Raw genomic sequence first — 15,627 nt, 5'->3', positions numbered from 1 at the left:
AAAAAAGGAATGGTGAAAACAATGAGAATGGTAGATATCATTGCGAAAAAACGTGACGGAAAAGAATTATCTTCAGAGGAAATTTCTTTCTTTGTCAAAGGATATACGGACGGAACAATTCCTGACTACCAAGCAAGTGCCTTGGCTATGGCGATTTTCTTCCAAGATATGACCGATCAAGAACGTGCTGACTTAACGCTCGCTATGGCGAACTCAGGAGACACGATTGACCTGTCTGCCATTGAGGGCATTAAAGTAGACAAGCACTCAACAGGCGGTGTAGGTGATACAACAACGCTTGTACTTGCTCCTCTTGTGGCTGCACTTGATGTACCTGTTGCGAAAATGTCTGGCCGCGGTCTTGGACATACAGGCGGTACAGTGGATAAGCTTGAAGCGGTAAAAGGCTTCCACGTAGAAATTACAAAAGATGAATTCATCGAGCTCGTGAACCGTCATAAAGTAGCGGTCATTGGTCAATCAGGCAACCTGACACCAGCAGATAAAAAGCTTTATGCCCTTCGTGATGTAACAGGAACCGTTAACTCGATCCCGCTCATTGCAAGCTCGATTATGAGTAAGAAAATTGCTGCTGGCGCAGATGCAATCGTATTAGATGTGAAAACAGGTGCAGGTGCTTTCATGAAAACACCTGAAGACTCTGAGAAGCTTGCAAAAGCCATGGTCCGCATCGGAAACAACGTTGGCAGACAAACGATGGCTGTCATCTCTGATATGTCTCAGCCGTTAGGATTAGCGATTGGAAATTCCCTTGAAGTGAAAGAAGCGATTGACACACTTAAAGGCGAAGGCCCTGAAGACTTAAACGAGCTTGTGCTCACTTTAGGAAGTCAAATGGTCGTTCTTGCGAAAAAAGCAGAAACGCTTGATGAAGCAAGAGAAAAGCTAATTGAAGTCATGAAAAACGGTAAAGCACTTGAGAAATTCAAGGAATTCTTAGAAAACCAAGGTGGAGACGGCTCGATTGTAGATCAACCAGAAAAACTGCCGCAAGCCCCTTACCAAATCGAAGTGCCTGCAAAAGAAGCAGGTGTCGTTGCTGAAATCGTCGCAGACGAAATCGGTGTTGCAGCGATGATTCTTGGAGCAGGGCGTGCAACAAAAGAGGACGATATCGACCTATCTGTTGGTATCATGCTGAACAAAAAAGTCGGCGATCGTGTTGAAAAAGGAGATTCACTCGTGACACTTCATGCAAATCGTGAAGATGTTGCGAATGTCATGGAGAAAATTTATGACAACATCCGCATCGCAGATCATGCTGATGCACCAACTCTCATTCACACGGTGATCACAGAATAAAGAAAAAAGGACAAAAGTGCTTCGTCGCTTTTGTCCTTTTTTTATGTAAGATTTAGGTGGGGATTCCCACCTGTATGGTGTTTAAAAAGGCGGGCGTTCAGCTCGTCTTTTTCTATTGAGATAAAAAATTTCACTTTATGAAACAAACCTCTTGCAATCATGAAATAATGGGTGTATATTAGTTGACGAGTCAATGATTGATATATCAACTAATTGATCTGAATAGAAAAGAGGGGATGGCATTGACTGCATTTTGCTCTGAAGAAGCAGAGGTATTATACCGTTTGCAGTGTGTGAACCGTATGATGGGCGTGAAGTTCGAAGCATGCACGGGCATCAGCCAATCAAGACTAGAGTTGCTCTCACTGTTATTTCAAGCAGACGAAATCAGCCAGTCAGATTTGCAGAAAAAAGTAAATATTGATAGTGCGGCTGTGACGCGTCACTTAAAACAGTTAGAAACAAAAGGAATGGTCACGCGCAGAAGAAAGCCAGAAGATAATCGAGTCACGCTTGTTCGTCTGACAGAAGAAGGCAGAACGAGAATTGAAGCTTCTAAAAAAGAAAAAGAACGATTTATCTCAGAAATGCTTGAAAACGTAAGTGACGAAGAACGAAAGCTTCTCACTGATGTGCTCATCCGAATACAACAAAACATCGAAAAGATTCAAACAACCTAAAGGAGTGTTTCAACATGGCTACAACATTAAAAACAAACGATTTTATGGAAATTATGAAAGGACGCCGCTCCATTCGTAACTATGACCCAGCTGTGAAAATCAGCAAAGAAGAAATGGCAGAGATTCTAGAAGAAGCAACAACTGCACCATCGTCAGTGAATGCACAGCCTTGGCGCTTCATGGTCATTGACAGCCCAGAAGGAAAAGAAAAGCTTGCACCACTTGCAAAATTCAACCAAACACAAGTGGCAACATCATCAGCTGTCATCGCAGTGTTTGCAGATATGAAAAACAATGAATACTTAGAAGAAATTTATTCAAAAGCAGTAGAAAATGGCTACATGCCGCAAGAAGTAAAAGAAAGACAAATTGCTGCATTAACTGCACATTTTGAAGCTCTTCCAGAGCAAGTGAATCGTGAAACGATCTTAATTGACGGTGGACTTGTGTCTATGCAGCTGATGCTTGCTGCTCGTGCTCATGGCTATGATACAAACCCGATTGGCGGATTTGATAAAGAAGTCATCGCTGAAACATTTGGCTGGGATAAAGAACGTTTTGTACCAGTGATGCTGTTATCAATTGGGAAAGCTGCTGACGAAGGTTATGCATCTTACCGCTTACCGATTGAACGCATTACAGAGTGGAAATAATATTTTTTAAAAAGGAGACGATTAGATGATTATTATTCATGCAGGGATGACCATTCATCCAGAAAAAGAAAACGTATTTCTAGAAGAAATCAATGCATTAATGAAAGCTTCACAAGCGGAAGAAGGCAATGTATCCTACAAGCTGTTCAAGGATACAGATAAGGAAAATACCTTCTTAATGGTAGAAGTGTGGAAAGATGACGCTGCGGTTCAGAGTCATAATGCGAGTGCTCATTTCCAAGCTTTCGTCGCGAAGGCAAAAGAATTCTTAGCCGCTCCACTTGACGTTGTTGCCTTTCAAGGCCAGCAACTTTCATAGTAAAACAACAAACACCCTAGGCGGTTATCGTCTAGGGTTCTTTTATTTTCGACACCTTGTTCCACCCATTTCATTCCCGTATTGTGCATTTTCCACAAAGTTTCTGAAAATAAAATGTTTTTCGACTTAAGTATATTGGAATATGCTAGAATTAGATATTATTTATTACCAAATTAGGGAGGAACCAATATGAAAAAAGGGAAATGGACGAGTATTGCACTAACGGCTGTCCTCAGTTTAGGCACATTGGCAGCTTTCAGCACCCCTCTATCTGCCCACACCACAGAGAAATCAACATCCTCAGATGGCGGTCATTATTCAGGTATTCCATTTGACGCAAGTGTCGTGAATGAAGACCGTCTCATCAAAGCCTTGAAAAAACAAGGAAAGATCAAAAAGAATGCCAATGAAGCAGAAACCCAAAAAGCACTAAAGAACTATCTTAAGAAAAAAGAAGAATCTGCTATGAAACAAAGTGCAAGCACTTTAACAGAAGAGCCTGAATTTCTGAAAGAATACAAACAAAAGGTACATAACAAATTAGCTAAAAAGAAAAAGTTAAAGAAGCATAAAGGAAAAGAAAGCAATCATGTAAAACCGGTCAAAAAGGAAAAGTATAAAGGCGAAGTTCGCAATGATAAGGTATTAGTTTTATTAGTAGATTTTAAAGATTATAAGCATAATAGTATTAAAAAAGAAGAGACTGATATGTACTATGACAAGTACGATCAACAGCACTATCAAGACATGCTTTTCGGAAAAAATGGCTACATCGGTCCAGATGGTAAAAGAAAAGTTTCTATGAAGCAATATTATGAAAAGCAGTCTGGCGGCAGTTACACGATCAGTGGAACGGTTGCTGGCTGGTATACTGCGAAGCATGAAGCAGCCTATTATGGCGGGAATGTACCTGATGAATCAGGCAGTGACGGCAGACCGCGTGAATTGGTGAAAGAAGCACTCGAAGCAGCAGCAAAGGACCCGAACATTGATCTCGGTGAATATGATCAATGGGATCGATATGATATGGATGGCGACGGCGTTTATAACGAACCAGACGGCATCATTGACCATCTGATGGTCGTTCATGCTGGCGTAGGTGAAGAAGCAGGCGGCGGACAACTTGGCTCTGATGCGATTTGGTCGCACCGCTGGTCACTTGGTGATGTATTTGAAATTCCAAACACTGAATCTGAAGTCGGACAAGGCGGAAAATTAGGCGCGTTAGATTACACCATTGAGCCTGAAGATGGCGCGGCAGGCGTATTCACACATGAATTCGGACATGATCTTGGTCTTCCTGATGAGTACGATACACAGTACACAGGCGGAGGCGAACCTGTTTCCTACTGGTCGATCATGTCAAGCGGAAGCTGGGCAGGTAAAGTCCCTGGTACGGAACCAACAGGCTTTAGTCCATATGCGAAAGAAATGCTTCAAAACTTGCATGGTGGTAACTGGCTTACTGGACAAACCATTGATGGTAAAACATTAAAGAAAAGCAAAACAGTGCTGATTGATGAAGCAGCAACAAAAGGAACGAACCATGATGCGGTTCGAGTGGATTTACCAGATAAAGAGATTGTGGTCACAAAACCTGCTCAAGGACAAAATGCGTACTTTAGCGGAACGGGTGACAATTTAAATGCGACCATGACGACAACAGGTATCGATTTGTCGAAAGGGAGCAAAGCAGAGCTGACATTTAAAGCATGGTACGATATCGAAGAGGATTATGACTATGCGTATGTAGAAGTTCGTGAAACAGGAACTGATCAGTGGAAGACCATTGCTGGTAACATCACGAACGATCGAAATGAAGCTGGAGCGAACGAAGGCAATGGCATTGATGGAAAATCAGACGGATGGGTAGATGCAGCCTTTGATCTTTCTGCTTATGCAGGGAAGAAAATTGACCTGCAATTCCGCTACACAACCGATGCAGGCTATTCATTGCCTGGGTTATTTGTAGATGATTTAAACATCACTGCAGATGGAACGAAAGTGTGGTCAGATGATGCAGAGGGCACGTCTACTTTCACCTTTAACGGATTCTCGAAATCGAATGGAAAACAATATGCAGCACAATATTATTTACTAGAGTGGCGCTCATATGCTGATGTCGATAAAGGGTTAAAGCATATCAAACGAGGGGCAAGCCTCATGAGCTATAATAACGGTTTGGTCGTGTGGTATGTCGATCAATCCTACAGTGATAACTGGGTAGGAAAACACCCAGGGAACGGTTTCCTTGGGGTAGTAGATGCAGATCAGCAAGTATTGAAGTGGAGTGACGGCTCCATTGCTGCTACAGGTTTCCAAGTACATGATGCCGCATTTTCTTTGAATCCAAGTACGAAGCTCAATATTGATTATACAGCGACAACTGGCTTAACATTGGTAGATCGCTATATTCGCCCGACTCGTACATTTAGTGATAAAAAGAATTATGTGAATCCAAATAATCCAGATGCAGGGCGTGATGTCCCAACATACGGTCTATCCTTTAAAGTTGTTGGACAAAGTAAGGATCGTTCTGTTGGAAAGGTATTAATTTCTAAAAGTAACTAAATAGAAAGCCGGATTCTACCATTGAATCCGGCTTTTTGATGTGATAATAAACTGTTTTTGATGAAAAAGGCGGCTTTTTGGTCGAATGTCTGTTCTTTTTTATTTTGATATCCGAATGAAATCATTATATAATAGAGACTGGAAGGTTTTTCTTTCATACATGGTTCTTTTTAGCTGTTAAAACAAAGGAAAGGATGAGCGTTACCAATGAGTTGTGTCACTGCTAAGCAATTAAAGGTGATAAGAGGGACGATGCAGACTTTTTGCAGCCATTTGGAGTATGATGGTCACGGTAAGCTTCATATCAATACCATCATGGCTTTTATTAAAAAGGAGTTTGGTGTGAGGAAAATGAAAGACATTCCACAAAGCCGCTTTACTGAAGCGCTTGAATTAATACAAGACTTTGATTTATACACGGATAAAATAGAGATTCGTGATCGTCTATCAGAAAGGAATTAACTAAATTGAATATTTTAGCAATAATACTAGTAGGAATTGTCGCATTAGAACACCTTGTCATTATGTTATTAGAAATGTTTTTTATGGAATCAAAGATGGCAAAGAGATCCTTTAAGCTGCCAGAACACTTGCAAAAGGATCCAAATGTAAAAGTGATGTTTGCCAATCAGGGGCTTTATAACGGGTTTTTAGCTGCAGGATTGATTTGGGGGCTCATTCTCGGTTCGAATACTGTTGGATATATGATTCAGCTATTTTTCATTCTTTGTGTGATCATCGCTGCGGTATTTGGCGGTGTGACCTCTAATAAATCAATTATTGTCAAGCAAGGAATACCAGCGCTTCTTGCGTTAATTGCGCTTATCCTAGCAATTTAACCATAAATAAAACCGCTCTAGTGAAGGGCGGTTTTTATCTTTTTCGAAGACCCATCAGACGAATAATGGATGTCAGACATAGTGCAACGGCAACAGCCAAAATAATTTTTCCATACATGACCCCTGTTAAGTTCATCAAAAAGACAGCCAATATGATACAGAGCGTGATGATGATCATCACAATCGAATAGGTTTTCATCTCTTTTCCACTCCTTTAAAAGTCCCCTTACATCCGTGAGGTCTATCCATCTTACTTCATATGATATCACTCAATGACAATTTTACATGAAATTCCCTGCCAATAGAATGTGACATATTGATTAGATTTGATGTCATGCCATAATTTTCAGGAAATCGGGTATACCATAAAGAGTTACATCGAAGTTAAATTGTTTGATATTTAATTGTGCGAAATGTAAAATAGCCACATGATAAATCGAAAGGATGATCAAGGTGAGTAAGAAAGTGTTATTAGTATCGACAAGCAGTTCAGAAATGAACGGACATCCAACAGGCTTATGGCTAGAAGAATTGGCAGAGCCGTTTCATATTTTTAAAGAAAATGAACTAGATGTTCAAATAGTCTCTATTCAAGGTGGAACTGTCCCGATTGATAAAAATTCAATTCCAGAAGGTGTTCCAGCGCAATATGAAGATGTATATGAATTACTTCAAGACACAAAGGCGCTTACAGATGTGAACCCAGCTGATTATGATGGCATCTTCTTTGCGGGAGGACACGGTCCAATGATCGATTTTGCGTCTAATCAACTGGTAGCTGATGCAATCTTAGCTATTTCAAACAAAAATGGTGCAGTCGGAGCTGTTTGTCACGGCGTTTCAGCATTCATTGATGTGAAGGATCAAGATGGAAAATCATTTATCGAAGGTAAAAAAGTGACAGGCTTCACAAACGAAGAAGAGGAAGCTGTTCAGCTGACATCAAAAGTTCCATTTTTACTGGAAACAAAACTTCGTGAGCAAGGGGCAGCGTTTGAAAAAGGAGATGCCTTTGCGCCATTCGCTGTAGTTGACGGACAAATCATTACTGGACAAAACCCAGGGTCTAGTGCAGAAACAGCACGCCTGTTTGTTAAAACCATTTCATAAAGTGATCAAAAAACCAGTCGTAGCAAAAACGGCTGGTTTTTTTGTCATAAAAATTTCCTAAAAAAGTCCAAAAATAGAATAAAACAATGGTAAAATATTCACAGGGTATAAAACCCAATTAAGGAAAAAGGGGATGTTCCTGTGAGAGCAATTTTTGGAAAAATCACTGCAGCTTTATTATCCATTCTACTCGTCACAACAGGTTTATTTTCACCAGCATTAAAAGCAGAAGAAGCACCGAAATCAGATGGGAAATTGTCACCACTGACGGAAAAAGCCATTCAGCAAGTGCAAGACTCGTTTTTGAAACAGGATGAAGGAACCGCTATCCAAAAGAAGCAGCTAAAAAAATCTTTTAAAGTAGATAAGAAAAATGGAATCAGTATCAAACGAAAAGCCGCTAAAGATGGTCAGATGCGTACATCTTCTGTTCGCTCCATTGATGGACTAGCCATCAACCAATCGGTTGTCTTATCAGAAAATGACCCAGTCGATTTATGGTTGTTAAGTACGACTTCACCTCAGGCACTCATCAGCCGAATTACCTCTTCAAATCCCGATTATTTCGTACAATTATTTGTTGTTGATTATGAAACTGGACAAGCTTATCCGACGGACTTGATTCAGCCGGCAGGCAGTCTCCTTGGTTTGACTAATTTACCAGCAGGTGACTACGCATTCGGTATCACAAGTGGTGGAGATTTCGGGGACTCTTACACGTTACAAGTGAATGCAAAAAACCCACCCAATTTCACTGGGGCTGTTTCCCTCTCCTCAACCTTGCAATACTTTGTAGCTGAGTATGCGAATGGGGATGTTTTCGCTAATGGGACTAAAGTGTATAACAAACAATCTAAGACCGCCGATTATAAATGGGAGCGTGTATTTTATTTCTCGTATGACGGAAAATATGATCAGAGAACCCATTCTGTTGAAAGTGTGAAAGTGAAAAGTATTTCTGCACCAGTATCGTACTCTGCTCCTTATGCGAGTTCATCTGAGGCTATTCTCGTCTACTTAGATGTGGAGACGTTATTTATGTATCATGAATCATCGTTTGCTAGCGGGCAATACTACCATAGTAGCTTTGTTGATACACTTGGGAAGACAACGCCAAGGCGTTTAGATATTGATGATATGACAAATTACGGCGATCATATTTTAGCTGTTGATTTGAAAACGGGAAAACCAATTGATTTCTTCAGTGTCCTTAATTTTTACTATGCTGCAGGGATCGAAAAGCTGCCTACGATCAGAACGTTGAATTAAGAAAGGCGGTTGACAGCAAATCTCCACATGTGTAGAGTAAAGATAATTAAATGACAAAAGTCCACTAGGGGAGTCATGTATGACTGAGACAAGAGGAAATCTTGGACCCTTTGAACCTGATCTAGTTTGTACTAGCGGAGGGAAGTGGAGCTGGACCTCGTCTTATTCATGATTGAATTGATAAGAAGGCCGCTCCATTCGGGGTGGCTTTTTCATTTATTCAACTGAAGAAGAGGAGGCTTTTTTTATGACGTTTTCAGCGCAATTAAGAGAAGAAACAGAACCATTATTTGAAGCCATTTATCAGCATCCGTTTGTCAGAGGGCTGGCAGCAGGAAAGCTGGAAAAGGAACAGATCATTCATTACGTCAAACAAGATGCAGAATACTTACATGCTTTTATTAAAATTTATGCAGCGGCTCTTAGCAGATGTGCAGACAAAGAAGATATTTCCTTCTTCCATCAGCAGATTGCGTTTGTACTAGATAGCGAGACACACCCTCATCAAAATCTTTGCCGAGTGGCAGGTGTATCTTATGATGAGCTCCAAGGTGCCCCGCTTGCTCCGAGCGCTCATCACTATATTCATCATATGCTGCAAGTCGCCAAGGAAGGCACGCTTGGGGAAATCATCGCTGTCCTGCTTCCATGCCCTTGGACATATTGGGAAATTGGAAAACGAATGCTCGCAGATGTGCAGCCTGCCCCATCACATCCGTTTAATGATTGGATCACATTTTATGGAGGGTTAACCGACTCTATTACAGTAGAGCTTTGCAAGCGGCTCGATCAGCTGGCGGAAGCAGCAAGTGAGAAAGAAAAGGAAAAAATGAAACAGCACTTTATCTTAAGCTGTCAGCTTGAGTACAAGTTTTGGGACATGGCGTTTACGGTGGAAGAGTGGCCAGTTCCATTGGAGGTGCATTCATCATGACATGGAAGATGAAAGAAGTTGTCCTTGCTGTTATTTTATCCGTTGCATGTGGTGTCATCTATTTAGGGTGGTCCACACTTTACTTACCCATTACAGCACTTGTTGGCCCAGCAGGAGGCAACATCATGTTTGGCATTTGGGTAATTGCCAGTCCAATCGTCGCGTATATCATCCAAAAGCCGGGAGCAGCCCTGATTGCAGAAACAGCCGCTGCCGCTGTGGAATTATTGACAGGCAGCCACTTCGGTCTTTCAGCCCTGCTGATTGGTGTATGCCAAGGACTTGGGGCAGAAATCGCCTTTGCTCTTTTTGGTTATAAACAATATCGCATGTGGACACTGATGCTGTCAGGTGCCTTTGCAGCTGTTGGAGCAATGGCTTACAGCCTCGTCGCAAATGGCTTTGGTTATTACACGCCTCAAGTTTTACTCATCACACTGATGACTCAAATCATTAGCGGAATGATACTGGGCGGATGTTTAGCGAAAGTAGTGGTGGACGCATTATCTAAAACCGGTGTACTAAATCAATATGCCATCATGAAAGAAAAACGAAACAAAGGTGAACAGCATGGATTCATTTCTCGCGTGCAATAATCTCAATGTCCGTTTTTATGAACAGCCTCAGCCCGTTTTGCATCAAATCTCTCTTTCCATTCAAAAAGGAGAAAAGGTGCTTATTTTAGGACCAAGCGGCAGCGGTAAATCCACGCTCATCTCCGTTCTGGCTGGCATCATTCCAGAACATTTAGAAGCTGACATGCAGGGTGAAGTGATATTGCAAAGACATACAGGCGTCATGTTTCAGGACCCTGATTCCCAGTTTTGTATGCATCGCGTCAATGAAGAAATTGCCTTTAGCTTAGAGAACCGCTCCGTCCCTCGTGACGAGATGGATGGCATCATTCAACAGCTCATGCAAAAAGTTCAACTCGATGTCGATCCGAATACAGACATTCACACATTATCTGGCGGCATGAAACAGCGATTGGCGCTTGCTTGTTTACTAGCATTAGAGCCAGATGTGCTGTTCTTTGATGAACCAACCGCACAGCTTGATCCAGCAGGCAGAATGGAGATATTTCAACTTCTACAGCAGCTTGCAACTGATGAGCGGCAAACGATGATTTTTGTAGAGCATGTGTTAGATGGTGTCATCGAATGGATGGACCGGGTGATTTTATTAGACGATCAAGGCAGCATTTTAGCAGATGGTTCTCCAAAAGATGTGCTCGTGACATATGAAAAAGAAATGAAAGAGGCAGGAATTTGGCGGCCGAAATTATTTCCCGAGAAATGGTCTACGATCCTTCAAGATCCATTTCATCCGATGAGTCACACGCTTAAGCAAACCTTTGAAACGAGAAAAGAGCAGCATAAACAAGTGCCGTCGACTGAGCGTGAGACCATCATTCGCTCAGAAGATCTTCAATTAAGCTACGGGAAAAAAAGGATTATGAATGATCTTCAGCTTGATATCAAAGCAGGGGATTGGGTGGCGATCATTGGGGAAAATGGAAGCGGGAAAAGTACATGTCTTAAACATTTGGTTCGTTTAGAGCCTGCGAAAAAAGGCCGTATTTTTTTAAAAGAGACACTCCTAAAAAAGTGGTCTGACCGAGAACTATATGAAAAAGCAGGCTTTGTGTTTCAAAATCCGGAGCTTCAATTCATACAAGATACAGTGTTCGATGAAATTGCATTTGGTGGAAGGCAGCGTAATTGGCCAGAATCCGTTGTGCAAGAAAAAACAATTCAGCTATTGAAAGAGTTCGGTTTAGAAAAACATGCAAAAGCTCATCCTTTCACTTTAAGCTTAGGCCAAAAAAGAAGGTTGAGTGTGGCCACAATGCTCCTTTTTGATCAGGATGTCCTATTGTTAGACGAACCAACTTTCGGACAGGATGAAAGAACAGCGAAGGAATTAATCAGGCGCTTGAAAGAGCGTCAACGCCAAGGTACCACAATTTTAATGGTCACACATGATATGGACCTTGTCGATGAGTGTGCCGATCAAGTGCTTCTTTTTCATCAAGGAAAGCATGTGTATGATGGCACGCCTTATGATTTGTTTTCAAATCAGGAACTTGTCGATGCTTATCAGCTGAGAGCCCCGCTGCATTATCGCTATGTGGCTGAAAGAAAGGACGTGCTGACGATTGCAAAGTAATCACTCCTTTCTTTCCACTGTGAATCCAGTCATCAAATTACTCGCTCATCTGCTTGCAATGTGTTGTCTCATGGCGATATCTGATCCTAAAACAACCTTCATCATCTGGCTGTTTGCACTTTGTGTTGGACTTGTCTTAGGCGGATGGAATTTGAAGTATCTTTTCACAAGGCTTGTCCCTTATCTGCTCTTTTTTATTCTCGTGTTTTGGATGATGGCGGCCTTTGGCAAGGGGGATCATACTGTTTGGAAATGGGCATGGTTTCATATGACAGAGGAGAGTTTAAGAAATGGACTCACCATCGCTCTCAGAATGCTTGGCTTTGTGACATTCGGTCTTTTGTTTACGTCCACAACAGATTTGACAGCATTTATGATGAGCCTCATTCATCAGTGCAAAATGTCGCCAAAATGGGCGTATGGAATGCTTGCTGGCTTCCGGTTTATTCCGTTATTTCAAAGTGAATTAAAGCAAATGAAGGCGGCACATAAAATCAGAGGCTATAAGCAAAAAAACAGCTGGAAAGCCTTTATGCGTTATGCACTGCCACTTTTTACACAGGGCGTACGAAAATCAGAACGTTTGGCCATTGCGATGGAAGCAAGAGGCTTCACGGGTGAGAGGGAGCGGACGTATTATCATGTCATCAGCACTTCATGGATCGACTATATGTATCTTTTGCTCATCGTTATCAGTGTCTTGATATGCATGACCTTTTTTTAAAAACCCCCACATTCTCTTGATAGAATGTGGGCTTTTTATATGTCTTAGATCATTTGATTGATATTAGTACACATTACAGGCTGTAATAGATCTTATAACGAACCGATAAAGAGGATGTACTGAGAAAAAGAGAGGATGAACGTGAGCGAATGTCACAGAAAATTGATAACATAATAGACGCTTTACCAATCATTGGACTAGCTATGAGAGAGCAACTAACCTTTTCTGTTTTAGGGAAAGAGAAGGTTCTTTATTATCAGCAACACGGAAACATTGACCTAGGGTTTAAAGCTGGAGATATCGTAGCTCCAGGATTCGAAAACTTTTCTATGTTGAAAAATGGGAGAGAGCCATCGTTTATTCAAATTCCGAAAGAAGTATACGGGATTCCAATGGATATTGTAGCCGTTCCAATTAAAGATGAAACGGGTCAAGTAGTCGCTGCTTTCTGCGTGGCCTATGACCAGACCAATCAACAACGATTAGATGACATCATGACAGAGAGCAACCAAGCTTCCGAAAAACTAGTCGCAATGGTACAGCAAGTTGCTGCACATTCAGAGGAACTACAAGCGACAAGTGAACAAATTCTACAAAACACGAAAACCACTGTAGAAAATTCCTCTAAAATCAATCAAGTGTCCAATCTTATCAAAGGTATCTCTGATCAAACGAACTTACTTGGACTCAACGCATCAATAGAGGCTGCAAGAGTAGGTGAAGCAGGAGCAGGCTTTGGAGTGGTCGCAACGGAAGTGAGAAAGCTGTCAACTCATGCGAAACAAGCGACGACTGATATTGAAACAGCGTTAAAAGATGTGCAGGGATCGATTAAAGGAATGGAAGAAGAAATAGCACAAATTGTCGCTTCTTCTGAGCATCAAGCAGAGCTTGTAGGCACGTTCACAAAAATTATTGAAGGCCTTCATGAAACAAATGAAACGATGAAATCACTCGCAGAAGACTTAGTGAATTATCAAGTGAAATAAAAAATAGATTGACCAAAACCTCCAAATAAAATGGAGGTTTTTTTCGTTTTAAGGTGGGAAAGTTGTTAGGATATTGACCGATTTATCGCTGACAGGCAGGGTACACTTCTGTATGATAGAAAAAGAGATACTAGTCTGGTCAGTAGACCCATACATAAGGAGGAAGACCATCGTGACACAATCAGCGAAGCTGCAAGAAATCATAGCACCTTACCGTAAAATGTTAGATCAAACTGAACAGCCAACGATTCAACTAAAGATGAAACAAGGAAAAACAAGACCATATGACAGCAAAATTGCAGGTGATCCTTACTTCCCTAAAAACGATGAATATCCAGTTGATGGTGAAGGACACCCTATGAAGCTTTTGGCACAAATTAATTTTGGCCAGCTGCCGAAGCTGAAAGATTATCCAGAAACAGGACTTCTGCAAATTTTTATTTCTGTGCATGATGATCTTTATGGGATGAATATTGACCATAAAACAGAGCAAAAAGATTTTCGGATCAAATTTATTGAGGAACCTTTCTTGGCAGAAGAAGAGTTGTTGACTGATTTTTCTTTTGTGAAAATTCCTGATGATTTTTATTTTCCTGTAACGAAGGAAGGCGCCATTACAGGTGAACGATCAAGTGAAATGATTAGTGTAGGAGATTTCCGCTTTGAGAAAATCACAGGTAAGCGGAGCTGGGACCTATTCGAAGATGTTGAAGGTATTGATGGAGATGAAGCGGATGCTTTGTTAGATGAATTTTATGAAACAGAGAGTGGCTTTGGTCACAAATTGGGTGGATATCCAGGCTTTACACAAGAGGACCCGCGTACCTACGAAGATCAGGAACATACCGTTCTGTTATTACAAATCGACTCAGATGATGAATTGGATATGCTGTGGGGAGATTGCGGAATCGCCAACTTTTTTATCAAACCAGAAGACCTCAAACGAAAAAATTTCGAGAATGTCGTCTATAATTGGGATTGCTCCTGATTTTGTAAAAAACACTCTTTATAGAGTGTTTTTGTGTATGTTTTTAGACTTTTTTGCCCCTATTTCGTCATTTTTGAGAGGTAATATGTCATTCTTTCTAGTTGACCGTATCAAAAAAAAATGTAAAATCATCTTAAAGTCCTCTTTTTTGAAAATAATAATAACATGACATATCAATCAACAATGAGATGCTCGAAAAAGCGGAATGTACTGGGGGGTATCAATTGATCATTTCGAAAGTAATCAATAATAATGTGGTCAGTGCGTATGATGACGAGCAGCATGAGCTGGTCATTATGGGCAGAGGGATCGCTTTTCAAAAGAAAAGTGGAGACCCGATTGACGAAGAACGTATTGAAAAAGTATTTTCCATTCAAAATAAAGATATATCAGAAAAATTCAAAACCCTGCTTTATGATATTCCAATCGAGTATATGCAAGTGTGTGAAGCGATTATTGATCATGCGAGAACAACCCTTAATAAAAATTTGAATGACAGTATCTATGTAACACTGACAGATCATATCACCTTTGCTATTGAACGTCATCAAAAAGGAATGGACATCAAAAATGCCCTACTCTGGGAAATTAAGCGGTTGTACAAAGATGAGTTTATGTGTGGTGTAGAAGCGATTCGGATTATTCAGGACAAGCTTAATATTCATCTTCCTGAGGATGAAGCAGGTTTTATTGCGATGCACATTGTCAATGCAGAGCTCAATGAAGAAATGCCGAACGTAATTCAAATTACTAAACTCATTCAAGATATTTTAAATATCGTTAAGTATCACTTTCAAATTGATTTAGACGAGGAATCATTAAACTATTTCCGTTTTGTCACGCATTTGAAGTTTTTTGGACAGCGTCTGTTTAACGAAACACAAATGGAAAATCAAAATGAATTCCTGTATGAAGTCGTAAAAGAGAAAAACACTGCAGCTTTCCAATGTGCTGAGAAAATTAACGATTATGTTCAAAAAGAACACAACCGAAGTCTCATAGAAGATGAGATGCTATATTTAACTTTGCATATCGACAGAGTGATAAAAAGAAAATAAA

17 protein-coding genes and 1 riboswitch are annotated in these 15,627 nt (G+C 40.8%); of the genes, 16 read left to right on the top strand and 1 reads right to left on the bottom strand.

Annotated elements, in window-relative coordinates; genetic code table 11:
• The first annotated feature begins 21 nt into the window (after nucleotides 1-21).
• From MHI16_RS18205 to MHI16_RS18175, 7 genes are all read left to right on the top strand, one after another.
• Nucleotides 22-1,323, top strand: a complete 1,302-nt coding sequence (locus MHI16_RS18205; protein ID WP_012011779.1) for a pyrimidine-nucleoside phosphorylase — start codon at nucleotides 22-24, stop codon at nucleotides 1,321-1,323.
• A 236-nt stretch (nucleotides 1,324-1,559) separates the two neighbouring features.
• A complete protein-coding gene (locus MHI16_RS18200; protein ID WP_008345718.1) occupies nucleotides 1,560-2,003 on the top strand; it encodes a MarR family transcriptional regulator in 444 nt (147 codons plus the stop codon).
• Between the two features lie 14 nt (nucleotides 2,004-2,017).
• The gene (locus MHI16_RS18195) at nucleotides 2,018-2,656 is read left to right on the top strand and encodes a nitroreductase family protein (protein ID WP_061410039.1); all 639 of its coding nucleotides are present in this window, start codon (nucleotides 2,018-2,020) and stop codon (nucleotides 2,654-2,656) included.
• A gap of 25 nt (nucleotides 2,657-2,681) precedes the next feature.
• The gene (locus MHI16_RS18190; RefSeq protein WP_058013306.1) at nucleotides 2,682-2,975 is read left to right on the top strand and encodes a putative quinol monooxygenase; all 294 of its coding nucleotides are present in this window, start codon (nucleotides 2,682-2,684) and stop codon (nucleotides 2,973-2,975) included.
• Nucleotides 2,976-3,164: 189 nt separating this feature from the next.
• Complete coding sequence (locus MHI16_RS18185; protein WP_058013307.1) at nucleotides 3,165-5,546, top strand: immune inhibitor A domain-containing protein; 2,382 nt, start codon at nucleotides 3,165-3,167, stop codon at nucleotides 5,544-5,546.
• A 207-nt stretch (nucleotides 5,547-5,753) separates the two neighbouring features.
• Nucleotides 5,754-6,008: an ORF6C domain-containing protein gene (locus MHI16_RS18180; protein WP_012011773.1), complete on the top strand. Its 255-nt coding sequence runs from the start codon at nucleotides 5,754-5,756 to the stop codon at nucleotides 6,006-6,008.
• A 5-nt stretch (nucleotides 6,009-6,013) separates the two neighbouring features.
• Nucleotides 6,014-6,385 (top strand): DUF1304 domain-containing protein, encoded by a 372-nt coding sequence (locus MHI16_RS18175; protein WP_058013308.1) that lies wholly within the window; start codon nucleotides 6,014-6,016, stop codon nucleotides 6,383-6,385.
• A gap of 34 nt (nucleotides 6,386-6,419) precedes the next feature.
• Here MHI16_RS18175 and MHI16_RS18170 read toward each other — a convergent pair whose 3' ends face one another.
• Nucleotides 6,420-6,584 carry a hypothetical protein gene (locus MHI16_RS18170; RefSeq protein ID WP_003214630.1) on the bottom strand — a complete coding sequence of 55 codons (165 nt, stop codon included), beginning with the start codon at nucleotides 6,582-6,584 and terminating at the stop codon, nucleotides 6,420-6,422.
• A 254-nt stretch (nucleotides 6,585-6,838) separates the two neighbouring features.
• Between MHI16_RS18170 and MHI16_RS18165 the strand changes: the two genes are divergently transcribed.
• From MHI16_RS18165 to MHI16_RS18125, 9 genes are all read left to right on the top strand, one after another.
• The gene (locus tag MHI16_RS18165) at nucleotides 6,839-7,495 is read left to right on the top strand and encodes a type 1 glutamine amidotransferase domain-containing protein (protein ID WP_058013309.1); all 657 of its coding nucleotides are present in this window, start codon (nucleotides 6,839-6,841) and stop codon (nucleotides 7,493-7,495) included.
• 141 nt (nucleotides 7,496-7,636) lie between these two features.
• Nucleotides 7,637-8,764, top strand: a complete 1,128-nt coding sequence (locus tag MHI16_RS18160; protein ID WP_058013310.1) for a hypothetical protein — start codon at nucleotides 7,637-7,639, stop codon at nucleotides 8,762-8,764.
• Between the two features lie 56 nt (nucleotides 8,765-8,820).
• Nucleotides 8,821-8,924: riboswitch (TPP riboswitch) on the top strand.
• Nucleotides 8,925-9,011: 87 nt separating this feature from the next.
• A complete protein-coding gene (gene tenA / locus MHI16_RS18155) occupies nucleotides 9,012-9,698 on the top strand; it encodes a thiaminase II (RefSeq protein WP_058013311.1) in 687 nt (228 codons plus the stop codon).
• Nucleotides 9,695-10,294: an ECF transporter S component gene (locus MHI16_RS18150; RefSeq protein WP_058013312.1), complete on the top strand. Its 600-nt coding sequence runs from the start codon at nucleotides 9,695-9,697 to the stop codon at nucleotides 10,292-10,294. Before tenA ends, MHI16_RS18150 begins: the two co-directional genes overlap by 4 nt.
• Nucleotides 10,269-11,867, top strand: a complete 1,599-nt coding sequence (locus MHI16_RS18145) for an ABC transporter ATP-binding protein (protein ID WP_058013313.1) — start codon at nucleotides 10,269-10,271, stop codon at nucleotides 11,865-11,867. The genes MHI16_RS18150 and MHI16_RS18145 overlap by 26 nt, the downstream gene beginning before the upstream one ends.
• On the top strand, nucleotides 11,857-12,591 hold the full coding sequence (locus tag MHI16_RS18140) for an energy-coupling factor transporter transmembrane component T (protein WP_058013314.1): 735 nt from the start codon (nucleotides 11,857-11,859) through the stop codon (nucleotides 12,589-12,591). The genes MHI16_RS18145 and MHI16_RS18140 overlap by 11 nt, the downstream gene beginning before the upstream one ends.
• 149 nt (nucleotides 12,592-12,740) lie before the next feature.
• Nucleotides 12,741-13,580 carry a methyl-accepting chemotaxis protein gene (locus MHI16_RS18135; protein ID WP_058013315.1) on the top strand — a complete coding sequence of 280 codons (840 nt, stop codon included), beginning with the start codon at nucleotides 12,741-12,743 and terminating at the stop codon, nucleotides 13,578-13,580.
• Between the two features lie 172 nt (nucleotides 13,581-13,752).
• Nucleotides 13,753-14,568, top strand: a complete 816-nt coding sequence (locus tag MHI16_RS18130; protein ID WP_058013316.1) for a YwqG family protein — start codon at nucleotides 13,753-13,755, stop codon at nucleotides 14,566-14,568.
• 224 nt (nucleotides 14,569-14,792) lie between these two features.
• Complete coding sequence (locus MHI16_RS18125; protein WP_058013317.1) at nucleotides 14,793-15,626, top strand: PRD domain-containing protein; 834 nt, start codon at nucleotides 14,793-14,795, stop codon at nucleotides 15,624-15,626.
• Nucleotide 15,627: the final 1 nt, after the last annotated feature.

The organism is Bacillus sp. FSL K6-0923 (genome assembly GCF_038630825.1).
GTDB lineage: Bacteria > Bacillota > Bacilli > Bacillales > Bacillaceae > Bacillus > Bacillus pumilus.
The sequence above is the reverse complement of the archived record's forward strand: the minus strand, read 5'-3'. Positions and strand labels throughout refer to the sequence as shown.

Bases quoted from the DNA above. Each gene is read 5' to 3' on its own strand.
- MHI16_RS18205 (WP_012011779.1), top strand. From the start codon at position 22: ATGAGAATGGTAGATATCATTGCGAAAAAACGTGACGGAAAAGAATTA.
- MHI16_RS18200 (WP_008345718.1), top strand. From the start codon at position 1,560: ATGGCATTGACTGCATTTTGCTCTGAAGAAGCAGAGGTATTATACCGT.
- MHI16_RS18195 (WP_061410039.1), top strand. From the start codon at position 2,018: ATGGCTACAACATTAAAAACAAACGATTTTATGGAAATTATGAAAGGA.
- MHI16_RS18190 (WP_058013306.1), top strand. From the start codon at position 2,682: ATGATTATTATTCATGCAGGGATGACCATTCATCCAGAAAAAGAAAAC.
- MHI16_RS18185 (WP_058013307.1), top strand. From the start codon at position 3,165: ATGAAAAAAGGGAAATGGACGAGTATTGCACTAACGGCTGTCCTCAGT.
- MHI16_RS18180 (WP_012011773.1), top strand. From the start codon at position 5,754: ATGAGTTGTGTCACTGCTAAGCAATTAAAGGTGATAAGAGGGACGATG.
- MHI16_RS18170 (WP_003214630.1), bottom strand. From the start codon at position 6,584: ATGAAAACCTATTCGATTGTGATGATCATCATCACGCTCTGTATCATA.
- tenA (WP_058013311.1), top strand. From the start codon at position 9,012: ATGACGTTTTCAGCGCAATTAAGAGAAGAAACAGAACCATTATTTGAA.
- MHI16_RS18150 (WP_058013312.1), top strand. From the start codon at position 9,695: ATGACATGGAAGATGAAAGAAGTTGTCCTTGCTGTTATTTTATCCGTT.
- MHI16_RS18145 (WP_058013313.1), top strand. From the start codon at position 10,269: ATGGATTCATTTCTCGCGTGCAATAATCTCAATGTCCGTTTTTATGAA.
- MHI16_RS18135 (WP_058013315.1), top strand. From the start codon at position 12,741: ATGTCACAGAAAATTGATAACATAATAGACGCTTTACCAATCATTGGA.